Annotated in this window: 14 protein-coding genes; 8 read left to right on the plus strand and 6 right to left on the minus strand. The window is 72.4% G+C overall.

The features are described from left to right. Positions 1–6 precede the first annotated feature (6 nt). A complete protein-coding gene (locus ABZT74_RS15380) occupies positions 7–1,080 on the minus strand; it encodes an ABC transporter permease (protein WP_356435263.1) in 1,074 nt (357 codons plus the stop codon). Further along, a complete protein-coding gene (locus tag ABZT74_RS15385; protein WP_356435265.1) occupies positions 1,080–2,099 on the minus strand; it encodes a sugar ABC transporter substrate-binding protein in 1,020 nt (339 codons plus the stop codon). The genes ABZT74_RS15380 and ABZT74_RS15385 overlap by 1 nt, the downstream gene beginning before the upstream one ends. Positions 2,100–2,471: 372 nt before the next feature. Between ABZT74_RS15385 and ABZT74_RS15390 the strand changes: the two genes are divergently transcribed. From ABZT74_RS15390 to iolD, 3 genes are all read left to right on the plus strand, one after another. Beyond that, positions 2,472–3,350, plus strand: coding sequence for a deoxyribose-phosphate aldolase (locus tag ABZT74_RS15390; protein WP_356435267.1), 879 nt, complete (start codon positions 2,472–2,474; stop codon positions 3,348–3,350). A gap of 187 nt (positions 3,351–3,537) precedes the next feature. Continuing rightward, a complete protein-coding gene (gene iolB, locus ABZT74_RS15395; protein ID WP_356435269.1) occupies positions 3,538–4,422 on the plus strand; it encodes a 5-deoxy-glucuronate isomerase in 885 nt (294 codons plus the stop codon). Then, on the plus strand, positions 4,422–6,293 hold the full coding sequence (gene iolD, locus ABZT74_RS15400; protein ID WP_356435343.1) for a 3D-(3,5/4)-trihydroxycyclohexane-1,2-dione acylhydrolase (decyclizing): 1,872 nt from the start codon (positions 4,422–4,424) through the stop codon (positions 6,291–6,293). The genes iolB and iolD overlap by 1 nt, the downstream gene beginning before the upstream one ends. A gap of 67 nt (positions 6,294–6,360) precedes the next feature. On the opposite strand, the gene ABZT74_RS15405 is transcribed toward iolD, so the two are convergent. From ABZT74_RS15405 to ABZT74_RS15415, 3 genes are all read right to left on the minus strand, one after another. Next, entirely contained in the window at positions 6,361–7,518 is a 1,158-nt protein-coding gene (locus ABZT74_RS15405) for a Gfo/Idh/MocA family oxidoreductase (protein WP_356175047.1), read from the minus strand. A 108-nt stretch (positions 7,519–7,626) separates the two neighbouring features. Beyond that, on the minus strand, positions 7,627–8,322 hold the full coding sequence (locus ABZT74_RS15410; RefSeq protein ID WP_356175050.1) for a type 1 glutamine amidotransferase domain-containing protein: 696 nt from the start codon (positions 8,320–8,322) through the stop codon (positions 7,627–7,629). Positions 8,323–8,497: 175 nt separating this feature from the next. Next, complete coding sequence (locus tag ABZT74_RS15415; protein WP_356435272.1) at positions 8,498–9,061, minus strand: PadR family transcriptional regulator; 564 nt, start codon at positions 9,059–9,061, stop codon at positions 8,498–8,500. Between the two features lie 82 nt (positions 9,062–9,143). On the opposite strand from ABZT74_RS15415, the gene ABZT74_RS15420 reads away from it, so the two are divergent. Both ABZT74_RS15420 and ABZT74_RS15425 read left to right on the plus strand, forming a co-directional pair. Then, a complete protein-coding gene (locus ABZT74_RS15420; RefSeq protein ID WP_356175056.1) occupies positions 9,144–9,536 on the plus strand; it encodes a nuclear transport factor 2 family protein in 393 nt (130 codons plus the stop codon). A gap of 51 nt (positions 9,537–9,587) precedes the next feature. Further along, positions 9,588–9,962 carry a four-helix bundle copper-binding protein gene (locus ABZT74_RS15425; protein WP_355872715.1) on the plus strand — a complete coding sequence of 125 codons (375 nt, stop codon included), beginning with the start codon at positions 9,588–9,590 and terminating at the stop codon, positions 9,960–9,962. A gap of 18 nt (positions 9,963–9,980) precedes the next feature. Here the strand turns inward: ABZT74_RS15425 and ABZT74_RS15430 are convergent, their stop codons facing one another. Beyond that, positions 9,981–10,565: a histidine phosphatase family protein gene (locus ABZT74_RS15430; RefSeq protein WP_356435275.1), complete on the minus strand. Its 585-nt coding sequence runs from the start codon at positions 10,563–10,565 to the stop codon at positions 9,981–9,983. 251 nt (positions 10,566–10,816) lie between these two features. Here ABZT74_RS15430 and ABZT74_RS15435 point away from each other — a divergent pair, with 251 nt between their 5' ends. From ABZT74_RS15435 to ABZT74_RS15445, 3 genes are all read left to right on the plus strand, one after another. Then, complete coding sequence (locus ABZT74_RS15435) at positions 10,817–12,007, plus strand: acyl-CoA dehydrogenase family protein (RefSeq protein WP_356435278.1); 1,191 nt, start codon at positions 10,817–10,819, stop codon at positions 12,005–12,007. A 9-nt stretch (positions 12,008–12,016) separates the two neighbouring features. Continuing rightward, complete coding sequence (locus tag ABZT74_RS15440) at positions 12,017–12,871, plus strand: oxygenase MpaB family protein (RefSeq protein ID WP_356435281.1); 855 nt, start codon at positions 12,017–12,019, stop codon at positions 12,869–12,871. Between the two features lie 69 nt (positions 12,872–12,940). Then, positions 12,941–15,217 (plus strand): serine/threonine-protein kinase, encoded by a 2,277-nt coding sequence (locus ABZT74_RS15445; RefSeq protein ID WP_356435284.1) that lies wholly within the window; start codon positions 12,941–12,943, stop codon positions 15,215–15,217. The last annotated feature ends 132 nt before the right edge of the window (positions 15,218–15,349 follow it).

Below are 15,349 nucleotides of genomic sequence, written 5' to 3' on the forward strand. Positions count from 1 at the left end.
GTCGGTTCACCTCCGGGTCGCCGTGCGGCGGACCAGCAGATTGACGAGCGTGGCGCCGAGCAGCATCACGCCGAGGAAGGCCTTGAACCAGTCGGGATTCCAGCCCGCGTACACGATGCCCTGGTTCACCATGCCGAACATGAAGGCGCCGAAGACCGGGCCGACCGCCGAGCCGTAGCCGCCGGTGAGCAGGCAACCGCCGATCACGGCGGCGGCGATGTAGATCAGCTCCTGGCCGACGCCCTCTCCGGACTGCACGGTGTTGAAGGAGAACAGCTGGTGCATGCCGACGAACCAGGCGCCGAATCCGACCGCCATGAACAGTGTGATCTTGGTGAACGTCACCGGGACGCCGACCGCGCGGGCGCTGTTCCGGTCGCCGCCGACCGCGAAGATCCAGTTGCCGTACTTGGTGCGCAGCAGCACCCAGGTGGCCAGCGCGGCGAAGACCAGCCACCAGACGATGGTGATCTTCACCTGCACGCCGCCGACGTCGAAGGACGACGCGAAGACCTTCTTCGCCTGGCCGAAGCCGTCCATGGTGCTGATGTCGTCGGTCGCGACATTGCCGGTGACCAGCTTGGTGACCGCGAGGTTCACGCCCTGGAGGATGAGGAACGTGCCGAGCGTGACGAGAAAGCTGGGCAGCCCGGTGCGGACCGTCATCCAGCCGTTGAACGCCCCGACCGCGAGCGAGGCGACGAGCGCGACGATCACACCCACCCATATGTTCATGGTGAGTTGATAGCTGAGCATGCTCGCGGTCAGCGCCGAGGTGATCACCGCGACGCCGGAGGACAGGTCGAACTCGCCGCCGATCATCAGCAGGGCGACGGGCAGGGCCATGATGCCGATCGTCGACGACTGGTACAGCACGGTCGCCATCGAAGCGCCCGAGCGCACCGGCGGCGCCGCGATCAGGAAGAAGACGAACACGGCGGCCGCGCCGAGGAAGACCCCGACCTCCGGGCGGGCGAGCAGCCGCAGCGTGAGCGGACGCCGCGTCCTTCGCCCCCCGGTCCGTGCGGGGCCGGGATCCGGCGGCGCGCTCACCGCCGGTTCGGCCTGCCGGGCGCTCATCACCTGGTGCCCTTCGTGGCGAACCTGGCGACGGAGTCGGCGTTGTTCTTGTCGACGAAGGCCGGACCGGTCAGCGTCGGCTGCTCGCCGCCACCGCTGTAGTTGCCGTTGTTCTTGTAGAGCCACAGTGAGTCCACCGCCAAGTAGCCCTGCAGATAGGGCTGCTGGTCGACGGCGAACTGGATGGTCCCCTTGCTGATGGCGCCCGTGAGCTCCTTGTTGAGGTCGAAGGTGGCGATCTTCGCCTTGCTGCCGGCGTCGGCGACCGACTGCACGGCGGTCAGGGCGTGGGGGGCGCCGAGCGTGAGGACGTAGTCGATCGCCGTGTCCTGCTTGAGTTTCGCGGTGATCGTCGACTTCACGGAGGGCATGTCGGTGCCGTTGACGTAAAGGGTCTCGGTCTTGCCGTCGAACGTCTTCTTCACGCCGTCGCAGCGCTGGGTGAGCCCGACGTTGCCCTGTTCGTGGACCACGCAGACGGCTTTCTTGGCGCCCTCGGAGTTCAGCCGCTTGCCCAGGGCCTCGCCCGCGACGGTCTCGTCCTGGCCGAAGAACTCCATCAGGCCGAGCTGCTTCCAGTCGCTGACACCGGAGTTGAGGCCCACGACCGGTATGCCGGCCGATGTCGCCTTGCCGACCACGGACTTCATGGCGCCCGGCTTGGCGAGGGTGATCGCGATGCCGTCGACCTTCTGGTCGATCGCGTTCTGGACGAGGTTCGCCTGGCTGCCGGCGTTCGGGTCGGCGGAGTAGACCAGCTTGATGTTGTCCTTGGCGGCGGCGGCCTCGGCCCCCTTGCGGACGATGTCCCAGAACGTGTCCCCTGGAGCCTGATGGGTGATCAGGGCAACTTTCATCTCAGGGGTGTTGGCCTTGCCGGCGGCGGCGCCGTCCGCGCTCTCCTCGGCCTTCTTGCCACCCGAACCGCTGGAGCAGCCGGCGGCGAGCAGGGCGGACGCGGCGACCAGAGCCACGAGGGGAGCGATTCTCCGTGAACGGGGGTGGGGCGTGCGATCCATCTTTCCAGCACCTCACTGTGCGGCCGGGGAAAGGGAACGGGGCGGCGTCGGGAGCGGGGCCCGTGCGGGACCCGGACGGCGAGGTCCGGGCGTGAGCCGGTGGAGCGGCGGTTCGTTGGGACGGGATACAAGCCCCTGCGACACCCCGCTGTCAAGACTTTGTTAAGACATCATTTCAGGAGCAGGTCCGAATGTCCGTACAAAGTCTTGACAGTCGGGAGTCGCGGGTCCTAGACCTGGATCCACCGGGCGTCCCGTTGCCCGCACCCCCACATCGGGAGCGTCCTGCCGGCGCGGGCCGGCCGTACCCCGGCCCACCACCGAGGCGCGGGTGAACGGGCTGACCGACGCCACCCCCGAACGGAGCCCGACGTGAGCATCACCATCCCCGACCTCGTCACGGTGCGCGCCCTCCACCCCGAGGCCATCGCCGAAGCGGCCGCCCGCCGGACCCGCCGCCCGCTCGTCGGCCCCACCGGGCGCCTGATGATCGTGGCCGCCGACCACCCGGCACGCGGCGCCCTCGGCGCGGGAGACCGCCGGCTCGCCATGGCCAACCGCGCCGACCTCCTCGAACGGCTCTGCGTCGCACTGTCCCGGCCCGGCGTCGACGGCGTGCTCGCGACCGCCGACATCCTGGAGGACCTGCTGCTGCTCGGCGTCCTGGAGGACAGGGTCGTGATGGGTTCCCTGAACCGGGGCGGACTCGCCGGCGCCTCCTTCGAGATGGACGACCGCTTCACCGGACACCGCCCCGAGGACATCGAGCGGCTCCGCTTCGACGCCGGCAAGCTCCTGCTGCGCATCGACCACGACGACCCCGGCTCGTTGGAGACGCTGGCCACCGCCGCCGGTGCCGTCGACGCCATGGCGTCGCGCCGACTGCCGCTGTTCGTCGAGCCATTCATCTCCGGGCGGGAGGCGGGCGAGGTCCGCAACGACCTCGGCGCCGAGGCGGTGACCCGTTCCATCGCCATCGCCTCGGGACTCGGCGGCACCTCCGCGTACACCTGGCTCAAACTGCCGGTCACCCGCGACCCCGACGACATGGCCCAGGTCCTGGAGACCTCCACCCTGCCCGCCGTCCTGCTCGGCGGCGAGGTCGGCAAGGACCAGGAGGCCGCCTACGAGAGATGGCGCAAGGCGCTGCGGCTCCCCACCGTGCAGGGCATGGTCGTCGGCCGCTCGCTGCTCTACCCCGCCGAGGGAGATGTGGAAACGGCGGTCGACACCGCGGTCGGCCTGCTCTGAAAGCCCGTACGAACTCCGCGCGAAAGCGGGTACGGGTACTCCGGGCACCCCGCGGACATTCACCGCCCCGCAAAACCCCGCGAACGCCCCCGCCCCGGGAGGGAGTCACCCGCCACCGACGCCCCACCGAGCCGCCGCCACCCCGTACCGCGTCACAGCGCGCGCACCCCCGTACAGGAGCCACCCGATGACCACCACGCACCACCTGCCCGCAGGCAGGGCCGGCACCGGCGGCTACGCCGTCGAGGTCTCGCCCGCGTCGGCCGGCTGGGCCCACTCGTCCCTGCGGGTACTGGAGCTGCCGCCCGGCGGCCGGCACACGTTCGCCACCGGCGACAGCGAGTGGATCGTCCTGCCGCTCGCCGGCGGCTGCACCGTCGCCGTCGGCGACGACACCTTCCCGCTGGCCGGGCGGACCGGCGTGTTCGACGGCGTGACCGACTTCGCGTACGTCCCGCGCGACGCGGAGGTCGCCCTCACCTCCCGCGACGGCGGCCGGTTCGCGCTCACCGGCGCCCGCTGCGACCGCCGGCTGCCCGCCCGCCACGTACCCGCGTCCTCGGTGCCGGTCGAGCTGCGCGGCACCGGCAGCTGCTCGCGGCAGGTCAACAACTTCGGTGCGGCGGATGTCTTCGACTGCGACCGGCTCATCGCCGTCGAGGTGATCACACCGGGCGGCAACTGGTCCTCCTTCCCGCCGCACAAGCACGACGAGCACCGGCCCGGCGAGGAGTCCGAACTGGAGGAGATCTACTACTTCGAGTTCACCGCGCACGACGGCGTCCCCGGCCTCGGCTACCAGCGGGTCTCGCCCTCCGGCCGCGGCACCGGAACCGATGTCCTCGCCGAGGTGCGCGACGGCGACGTCGTGCTCATCCCGGACGGCTGGCACGGCCCCTCCATGGCCGTGCCGGGCCACCACATGTACTACCTCAACGTGATGGCGGGCCCCGACCCCGACCGCGCCTGGCTGATCAGCGACCACCCCGACCACGCCTGGATCCGCGCCACCTGGCCCGACCGGCCGGTCGACCCCCGCCTGCCCCTCTACACCGCCCCCGAGAGGTCATGATGAGCCCGACCACCCGCCGGCTGACGACCGCCCAGGCCCTCGTCCGCTTCCTGGCCGCGCAGTTCAGCGAGCGCGACGGGGTCCGCCGCCGGCTCATCACCGGCACCTGGGGAATCTTCGGCCACGGCAACGTGGCGGGCGTCGGCCAGGCGCTCCTGGAGGCCGGCGAGGACGTCATGCCCTTCCACCAGGGCCGCAACGAACAGGCCATGGTGCACGCGGCCGTCGGTCACGCGCGCCACCTCAACCGCCTCTCCGCCCAGGCCGTCACCACGTCGATCGGACCTGGAGCCACCAATCTCGTCACCGGCGCGGCCCTCGCGACGATCAACCGTCTCCCCGTCCTGCTGCTGCCCGGCGACTACTTCGCGACGCGCCCCGCCGACCCGCTGCTTCAGCAGCTGGAGCACCCCGTCGAGGCCGACCTGTCCGTCAACGACACCCTGCGTCCCGTGTCGCGGTACTTCGACCGCGTCACGCGCCCCGAGACGCTGATTCCGTCCGCGCTGAACGCGATGCGCGTCCTCGCCGACCCCGCCGAGACGGGCGCCGTCAGCCTCGCCCTGCCGCAGGACGTGCAGGCGCAGGCCCACGACTGGCCCGAGGAGTTCTTCGCCGAACGCGTCTGGCGGGTCCGCCGTCCCGGCCCCGACCCGGCCGAACTCGCCGCGGCCGTCGGGGCGATCCGCATGGCCCGGCGCCCGCTCATCGTGGCCGGCGGGGGAGTGCACCACAGCGAGGCCGAGGCGGCGCTCGAGGCACTGGTCGACGCCACCGGCATCCCCGTCGCCTCCACCCAGGCGGGCAAGGGATCCCTGCGCCACGACCACCCCGCCGACCTCGGCGGCATCGGCCACACCGGCACCGCCGTCAGCGACGACATCGCCCGGACCGCCGATCTGGTCATCGGCGTGGGCACCCGCTACAGCGACTTCACCACCGCCTCCGGCACCCTCTTCCAGCATCCGGACGTCCGGTTCGTCAACCTGAACATCACCGCCTTCGACGCCCACAAGCTGGCCGCTCGCCCCCTCGTCGCGGACGCCCGGACCGGACTCACGGCCCTCGCCCAGGCACTCTCCGGCCACCGCGTGGACGCCTCCTACGAGGCCGAGTACCGCGCGGGACGGGCGCGTTGGGACGCCGTGGTGGACGCGGCATACGCGGCCGAGGACTCAGCGGTGCCCACCCAGACCCAGGTTCTCGGCGCGCTCGACGCGGTCGTCGGCGACGACGACGTGGTCATCAACGCGGCCGGCTCGCTCCCCGGCGACCTGCACAAACTGTGGCGGACCCGCGGCCCGCGCCAGTACCACCTGGAGTACGGCTACTCCTGCATGGGCTACGAGATCCCGGCGGCCATCGGTGTCCAGCTCGCCGCCCCGGACACACCCGTCTGGTCGCTCGTCGGCGACGGCACGTATCTGATGATGCCGACCGAGATCGTCACCGCCGTGCAGGAGGGGCTGCCCGTCAACCTGGTCATCGTGCAGAACCACGGATACGCCTCCATCGGCGGCCTCTCCGAGGGGACCGGCGGTGAACGCTTCGGCACGGCCTACCGCTACCGGGCCGCCGACGGCACCTTCACCGGGGACCCGCTCCCCGTCGACCTCGCTGCCAACGCCGCCAGCCTCGGCATGGACGTCGTCCGGGCGAAGACCGTGGGGGAACTGCGCGAGGCACTCGCCGCGGCCCGCGCCTCGGACCGGCCGACCTGTGTCCACGTCGAGACCGACCCGGCGCCCACCGCACCGCCCGCGGCGGCCTGGTGGGACGTGCCCGTCGCCGAGGTCGCCTCGCGCGAGGCCGCGTCGGCCGCCCGTGAACGCTACGACCGCGAGGTGACGGCCCGCCGCCACCACCTCTGACCCCCTCTGCCCCGCCCTGAGCCGACCGCTTCCTCCGCTCGTTCCGGCAGCCCGTCGGAGCGAGCCCTCACCCGCCGACGGCGACCCAGCCCCCCGACGCCGCGGAGCGCGCCATGGCGTCGAGCGCCGTCGCGGCGCGCACGGCGTCCTCCGGGGTGGCGCCGTAGGACGCGCCGTCGGCGATGGACCTCAGGAAGTCGTACGCTTCGATGACCTTGAGGTCGTCGTAGCCCATGCTGTTCGCCGCGCCCGGCTGGAAGGCGCCGTACTCCCCGGCGCCCGGACCGACGTACACGGTGCCGACCGGCTGGTCCTGGTAGCCGGTGCCGCGGCTGACGCCCAGTTCGCCCATGCGGCGGAAGTCCCAGAACACCGCGCCCTTCGTGCCGTGGACCTCGAAGCCGTAGTTGTTCTGCTCGCCCACCGAGACCCGGCACGCCTCCAGGACTCCGCGCGCGCCGGAGGCGAAGCGCAGCAGACAGCTCACGTAGTCCTCGTTCTCCACCGGCCCGAGGTCGCCGCCGGCCGCGCGGGTGTGGCCCGCCGTGGCACCGCCGGGGCGGGGCCGCCGCGGCACGAACACCGCGCTGTCCGCCGCCAGCGCGTCGATCTCGCCGAGGAGGAAGCGGGCCAGGTCGACTCCGTGCGACGCCAGGTCGCCGAGGACTCCGCTGCCGCCCCGCTCGCGTTCGAAGCGCCAGGTGAGCGCCGACTCGGGGTGCGCCGCGTAGTCGCTGAACAACCGCACGCGCGCGTGCGTGACGTCGCCGAGCTCGCCGGAGGCGATCAGCTCACGGGCGCACACGACGGCGGGCGCGCAACGGTAGTTGAAGCCGACCGCGCCCCGGACGCCCGCCGCGGCCACCGCGTCCGCGACCGCCCGGGCGTCCTCGGCGTCCCGTCCCACCGGCTTCTCGATCCAGAGGTGTCTGCCGGACTCCGCCACGGCCGTGCCGATCTCACGGTGCAGGAAGTTCGGCGCGGTGACGCTCACGGCCTCGACCCGGGGGTCGGCGAGGATCTCGCGCCAGTCGCGGGCGGCGGTGGCGAAACCGTAGTGGTCCGCCGCCTCCTCGGCCCGGCCGGGCACCTCGTCGGCGACGGCCACCAGCGCGGGCCGCAGAGCGAGCCCCGGGAAATGGTGCGGCACGCGCGCGTAGGCCTGGGTGTGCACCCGGCCCATCCAGCCGAACCCCACGACGGCGACCCCGAGCGTACGCATCACGACTGCTCCTTCCTCGGACCGGTCCGACACCCGCGCCGTACGGCTGCGCCGCGCAGGGCGGGTCAGCGGTCGCCGAGGGTCTTCCACGACCGGCCGGCCGTCATGCGCTCAGGCCACCTTCTTCAGCAACTCCGTGGCGAGCGGGGCGGCGGAGGCAGGGTTCTGGCCGGTCACGAGGTTGCGGTCCACGACGACCTTCGGGGCCCACGCCTCGCCCTCCTGGAAGTCGACGCCGGCGTCGACGAGCCGGTCCTGGAGCAGCCACGCGGCCTTGTCCGCGAAACCGGCCTGTGTCTCCTCGGTGTTGGTGAACGCCGTGACCCGGTAGCCCGCGAACGCGTTGGAGCCGTCGTCCCGGGTCGCCGCCAGCAGGGCCGCCGGACCGTGGCAGACGACGCCGAGCGGCTTGCCCGAGTCCAGCGCGGCGGTGAGCAGCCCGCCCGATTCGGTGTCGACCGACAGGTCCTCCATCGGACCGTGGCCACCGGGGTAGAACACGGCGGCGTAGTCGTCGAGGTCCACGTCGGACAGCTTGACCGGGTGCTTCAGCTCGCTCATGGACGCGACGGTGCGCGCCACCCGGTCGGAGCCCTCCTGACCGCCGTTGAGCTCGGGCGCCAGGCTCCCCTGGTCCATCGTGGGCTCGACGCCGCCCGGCGTGGCCACGACCACGTCGTGACCGGCGGCCCTGAAGGCCTCGTACGGGGCCGCGGCCTCCTCGGCCCAGAAGCCGGTGGGGTGGCGGGTGCCGTCGGCGAGCGTCCAGTGATCGGCGCCGGTCATCACGAAAAGGATCTTCGACATGGTGCGTCCTTCCGGGTGTGCGGACCCTGCTGGGCCGAGGTTCCGGCTACCCGTCCAGGTGTTCCGCACACGGATCGTCGGGGGCGGTTGCCTCCTCGACCGTAGGCGGGCCGGACGCGGGAGACCAACCGAGGTGCGCCCGGCGATCCCGGACGCCCTACCGTCACAGAGCGCTCTACCGCGGCACGGACGCGCGCCGTTCCAGGACGAGCAGCGCCCGTTCCGCCCACGCGATGTTCGCCTGCTCGAAGGCGCGTCCCCCCAGGAGGGTGAGATACGGGCCGACGCGGTCGGCGGTGGCCAGGTACGCCTCCTCCGTCCGCCCGTCGAGCAGGCGGTCGCCGATCCGGTCGTAGTGCGCCAGCTTGGCGCGCGCCCCCTCCAGCCGCTCGGCGATCGCCGCCCGTACGGCGTCGTCGTCCCCCTCGTCGAGGGCGTACACCTTGACCATCAGCTCGTCGCGCAGGGCGGTGGGCCGTGCGGGCGCCGCGGTGAAGGCGGCCAGCGTGTCCAGGCCCGTCGCGGTCAGGGAGAAGACCCTTTTGTTGGGCCGGCGTTCCTGGCGCACCAGCCGGGCCTCGATGAGGTCCTCGGACTCCATGCGGTCCAGCTCGCGGTACAGCTGCTGCGGGGTCGCCATCCAGAAGTTGGCCACCGAGGCGTCGAACCCCTTGGCCAGGTCGTACCCCGAGGCCTCGCCCTCCAGGAGCGCGGCCAGAACCGCGTGTCGCAATGCCATCCCCCAAGGCTAGACGGCATACACCGGCACGACTAATCTTATGCGCACCTAATCAATTAGTTGAGTATGAGAGGTGGGCGTGATGAACGCGTTCCGCAAGGCCGTGGAGGCCGGAGACCTCGCCGCTGTCGAGGAGCTGCTGGCCGACGACGTCGTGTTCACCAGCCCGGTCGCCTTCAAGCCCTACCCGGGCAAGCCGATCACCGCGGCCATCCTCCGAGGTGTCTGGCGCGTCTTCAGCGACTTCCGCTACGTCCGTGAGATCGCCGGGGCCGACGGCCGTGACCACGCGCTCGTCTTCGTCGCCAAGGTGGGCGACAAGGAGATCAACGGCTGCGACTTCCTGCACTTCGACGAGGACGGTCTCATCGACGAATTCACCGTGATGGTGCGCCCGTTGTCGGCGGCGCAGGCGCTCTCCGCCGCGATGGGCGCGGAGTTCGAGCAGATCTCCCGGGAGGCGGCCGGCGCGTGAGGCGTCCCTCCCGCGCCGTTTGAACCGACTCCGCGCGGCTACACGGTAGTTGTGACTTCCACGACATCCCAGCAGGAGCTCTTCCGCTTCCTGGAGGACCGCTTCGCCTGCGCCCAGGCATGCAGTCAGTGCGCCCGGGCCTGTGCGCTGCGCGCGAGCCTCATGAATCCCGACGGGCCCGAGGAACAGGCACTGGTGCGGCGCAAGGGCGTGCTGTGCGCGGAGGTCTGCGAGGCCACCTGCCACATGCTGTCCCGGCAGGCCGGACAGGACGAGCGAGATGTCCGGGCCCAGCTGGAGTGGTGCCGCGACGTCTGCCTGGAGTGCGCGGAGGTCTTCGACGGCTTCCCCGGCGCGGAGGGCTCGGCCAAGACTTGCCGCGAGTGCGCCCAGGCCTGCGCGGACTTCCTCGCCACCCTGCGCTGAACGCGCGGACGCGCGGGCTCAGGCCCGTCCCTCCAGGGGGCGTCCCGCGCGGACGTTCCACCGCCCCGCCCGCCCGCTGAACTCCGTGGCGGTGAGCGGCGCCACGTCGACCCGCCAGAACGCCGACTCCGGCGCCCCCAACGCCCGTACCAGCAGGGCCCGTACGACCTCGGGCTCCACGACCGCGACGATCCTGCCGTCCTGCTCGGCGGCCCGCTCCAGGCACCCCGCCACCCGGTCGCAGAACGCCCGTACCGACTCCCCGCCGTGCGGCGCCGCCGTGGGGTCCGCGAGCCACCGCCCGACCGCCTCGGGCTCCGCCGCGCTCACCTCGCCCAGAGTCGCCCCGCGCCAGCGGCCCACCTCCAGACCGGCCAGCTCCGGCACGTCGACGGCGCCGTCGAGGCCGAGCGCCTCCGCGGTCTGCCGGCAGCGCACGCCGGGGGAGACCCACAGCCGGTCCCCGGCCGGCACGGCACCCGCGTCGACGGCCGCCGCGGCGGCCCGCAGACCCGAGGCGTCTACCGGGCTTCCGTCGTCGAAGCGGGCCTCGCGCAGCGCCTCACTGATCGCCGCTGAGATCAGCGTCACTCGGCTCGTCATGCCTTCACTCTCACGCGTCCTCGGAGCCCTGCGAACGCAAGGACCCCGTCCTGTACGGGAATTGCCCCGCCGGCCGTCCGGCGGGCCCGCAGCACCCGGTCGCGCCACCCTAAGGCCCACCGCGCCGCACCCCGGCGGGCGCTCCCCGGACCATGTGCCCGCGTCATCGCCATTCCCCATTTGTGGAACACGTTCTACGGTGTGCGCCGTCAGGTCGGGTCCGGGAAGGTCCGGGAAGGCAAGGAGGCACCGTGCACCTCGAATACACGCCGGAGCAGCAGCGGTTGCGGACCGAACTGCGGGACTACTTCGCCGAGCTGGTGCCGGACAACGCCTACGCGCGCTACGGCGACCCGGCGGCCCAGAAACGCTTCTACCGCGAGACCGTCCGACGGCTCGGCACGGACGGCTGGCTGGGCGTCGGCTGGCCGCAGGAGTACGGCGGGCGCGGCCTGAGCCCGATGGAGCAGTTCATCTTCTTCGACGAGGCCGCCCAGGCGGGCGTACCGCTGCCGCTGATGGCCCTCAACACCGTCGGACCCACGATCATGCAGTTCGGCACCGACGAGCAGAAGGCCTACTTCCTGCCGCGCATCCTCTCCGGCGAACTCGACTTCGCGATCGGCTACAGCGAGCCCGACGCCGGAACCGACCTCGCCGCCCTGAGGACCAAGGCCGTACGCGAGGGCGACGAGGAGACCGGCCACTACACCGTCGACGGACAGAAGATCTGGACCACCAACGGCGACACCGCCGACTGGGTGTGGCTCGCCGTCCGCACCGACACCGACGCCCCGCCCCACAAGGGCATCACCATGCTCCTCGTCCCGACCTCCGACCCCGGCTACTCCTGCACCCTCATCAACACGCTCGCCTCGCACGACACCACCGCGAGCTACTACGAGAACATCCGCGTCCCCGCCACGCGCCGGGTCGGCCGGGAGAACAAGGGCTGGCGGCTGATCACCAACCAGCTCAACCACGAGCGCGTCACCCTCGCCGCGCACGGCACCATGGCCATCCGGGCCCTGCACGACGTCCAGCGCTGGGCCATGGAGACCAAGCTCGGCGACGGCCGCCGCGTCGTCGACCTCCCCTGGGTGCGCCGGGGCCTCGCCCGCACGCACACCCGCCTCGACGCCATGAAGCTCATGAACTGGCAGATGGTGAACGCCGTCCAGCAGGGCACCCTCACCCCGCAGGACGCCTCCGCCGTCAAGGTCTACGGCTCGGAGGCCCGCCGGGACGCGTACGCCACGCTCATGGAGATCGTCGCCGCGCCCGGCGTCCTGAAGGAGGGCTCGGCCGGAGCCGTCCTGCACGGCGAACTCGAACGCGGCTACCGGTCCGCGGTGATCTTCACCTTCGGCGGCGGGAACAACGAGATCCAGCGGGAGATCATCGCCTGGATCGGACTGGGGATGCCCCGGGTACGGCGTTAGCCTGGTCCGATGCAGCCCGACGGACGCGGCGACCCCGGCCTCTTCGGGCCCGGCTCGGTCACCTGGCAGATGCACGGCGACCCCATGATGTGGGTCGCCGGGGTCCGCGCGCTCTACCTCCAGGCGCTGCACCCCCGGGCCGTACGGGGTGTCTTCCAGAACTCGGACTTCCGGCGTGACGCCTGGGGCCGCCTGATGCGCACCGCCCACTTCGTCGGAACGACCACGTACGGCACGACCGCCGCCGCCGAGAAGGCCGGCGCCCGGGTACGCGGGATCCACCGCAGGCTCACCGTCACCGCCCCGGACACCGGTGAGCCGTACCGGGTCGACGAGCCGGAGCTGCTGCTGTGGGTGCACTGCGCGGAGATCGACTCCTACCTCCAGGTGCTGCGCCGCTCGGGATTCCGCCTCACGGACGCGCAGGCCGACCGGTACGTCGAGGAGAACCGGGTCGGCGCCCGCCTCGTCGGACTCGACCCCGCCGGAGTGCCGGCGGACCAGGCCGAACTGGCCGCCTACTTCGACAGGACGCGCCCGGAACTGGCCGCGGGCGCCGAGGCCCGCGAGGTGGACGACTTCCTCAGGCGTCCCCTCGTCCACCCGCTGCTCGTACCGGCGCGCGCCCTGCTGTGGCGGCGCGTGGCCCGGCTCGCGTACGAGGCTCTGCCGCCGTACGCCCACGCGCTGTACGGCCGGCCGGTCCCGTCGCCCGCCGCGGTCACCCGGAGTCTGCGCACCACGGGCACCACACTGCGCCTCGTGCCCGCGACACTGCGCTGGCAACTCCCGCCCAAGCACATTCTCTCGGCCGTGTCACGGCTCGGCCCCGGGTCCCGCCCGGCGCCGTACAAAGTCGGCTGACGGCTCGCCATACTGGACGGGGCCCGGGGGAGGGCCGAGATGGAGCAGTGACGGGGGCGATCACACGCGATGGCGGAGAGCAGGCTGATCCAGGGCCGGTACCGGCTGCTGGATCTCATCGGGCGCGGCGGAATGGGCGAGGTGTGGCGGGCGCGCGACGAGTCGTTGGGGCGCCACGTGGCCGTCAAGTGCCTCAAACCGCTCGGCCCGCACCACGACCAGGCCTTCACCGGCATCCTGCGGGAGCGGTTCCGGCGCGAGGCCCGGGTGGCGGCAGCCCTCCAGCACCGCGGCGTGACCGTGGTCCACGACTTCGGCGAGGCCGACGGCCTGCTCTATCTGGTGATGGAGCTGCTGGAGGGACTCAACCTCGGCCAGGCCCTGGAGGAGAACGAGAACCGCCCGCTCGCCGTCGACGAGGTGATCGACATCGCCGGGCAGGTGACCGCCGCGCTCGACTACACCCACCGGCAGGGCATCGTGCACCGGGACCTGAAGCCGGCGAACATCATGCGGCTGAACGACGGCACCGTGAAGATCTGCGACTTCGGCATCGCCCGGCTCGGGCACGACATCGGGTTCACCTCACGGCTCACCGGCACCGGCATCGCGATGGGCACCCCGCACTACATGTCACCGGAACAGATCAGCGGTTCGGACGTCGACGAGCGCAGCGACCTCTACTCGTTCGGCTGCGTCCTCTACGAGATAGCCACCGGGGCACCGCCGTTCGACCTCGAGGACGCCTGGTCGGTCCTCGTCGGGCACCGCGACACCGTGCCCGAGCCGCCCCGCCGCCACCGCGCCGAACTGCCCGAGTTCCTGGAGCGGATCATCCTGGACCTGCTCGCCAAGGAGCCCGAGCAGCGCCCGCGGGACGCCCGTGAACTCGCCCAGCGCATCGACGCCGGGCGCGCCACACCCCTGTACGTGCCGACGGTCGTCACCCCCGCGATCGGGCAGTCCTCCTCCGCACAGGGATCGCTCCGGTCCGTCGCCCCGTCGGGTCCGGGGCAGTCCGCCCGGGCCTCGCGGCTGCCCGCCTGGACACAGGGCATGACGACCGGCCACAAGGCCACCGGCGCGGGACTGCGCACCACACCACCGGACCCCTCGGCCGGACTCACCGGAGAGTGGATCGCCCGCCCCTCCACGACCGCGACGCCTCAGCGGTCCGCCCCCGAACGGCCCGCACCGTCGAAGGAGTCGCTCACCGCGCTCGCCGGGCGGCACGACGCGGGACTGAACCTCGGACGGCTCGGCCGGTGGGCCGAGGCGGGCGAGGCCCACCGTTCCGTCGCCGCCGAACGCGAGCACCTCCTCGGGCCCGACCACCCCGACACGCTCACCAGCCGCTACGAGGTCGGCTTCACCCTCAGCCGCACCGGGCGCCCCGCCGAGGCACTGGGCGAGTACGCCCGGGTCGCGCGGTCCCGCGAGCGCGTGCTCGGCGCCGACCACCCCGACACCCTCGCCGCCCGGCAGGAAATGGCGTACGTGCTGGGCCAGTTGGGCCGCCATTTCGAGGCACACCAGGCGTACACGTCGGTGCTCGCCGCCCGGGAACGCGTCATGGGCGCCGACCATCCGGACACCCTGCGCTGCCGCCACAACCTGGCCTTCAACCTGAGCCGGCTCGGACGCCTGGAGGACTCGTACCGCATGGCGAGCGAGGTCGCCGCCGCCCGTGGCCGGGTGCTCGGCGCGGCGCACCCCGACACCCTCGTCACTCGCTTCGAAGTCGGCTACGCGCTGGGCCAGTTGGGGCGTTGGACCGAGGCGCTGCAGACCTACCAGGAAGTCGCGGAGACACGCTCCCGGGCGCTCGGCCCCGACCATCCGGACACCCTCGCCGCCCGCTACGAGGTGGGCATCAGCCTCGGCCGGCTCGGCCGCAGCGCCCAGGCACTCGACCTGTACAGAGCGCTCGTCGACGACCGCACCCGGGCGCACGGCCCCGCCCATCCCGAGACCCTGCGCGCCCGTCACGGCCTCGGGGTGAACCTCGGCCGCATGGCCCGCTGGGAGGAGGCGCTGGCCGAGTCCCGTGACGTGTGCGCGCTGCGCGAGCGCGTGCTCGGCGGGGACCACCCCGACACGCTCGTCAGCCGCCGTGAGGTCGCCGTCGGCCTCGGCTGGCTCGGCCGCTGGTCCGACGCCCTCACCGAATACCGCCGCGTGGCGACCGCCCGCGAGCAGGTGCTGGGCGCCGACCACCCCGACACCCTGGCCAGCCGCAACGACGAGGCGCACTGCCTGGAACAGCTGGGCCACCGCCAGGAGGCCGTGGAGCTGTACCGGAGGGTGGCCGTACTGCGGCAGCAGCGGGCGGCCGGAGAACGCTAGCGGACCTTTGCCGACGGTCCGGGGCCGGGGCCAGGTCCGGGTCAGGGGCCGGACCTGCGGGAAAGGACCCGGGGAGCGCCGCCGCCCGCTCGTCCGGCCGCCCGCCGCCTGCCGCGCACCCCTGGCCGACGT

It is taken from the genome of Streptomyces sp. NPDC005302 (assembly GCF_040607345.1).
In the GTDB taxonomy this organism is placed as follows: Bacteria; Actinomycetota; Actinomycetes; order Streptomycetales; family Streptomycetaceae; genus Streptomyces.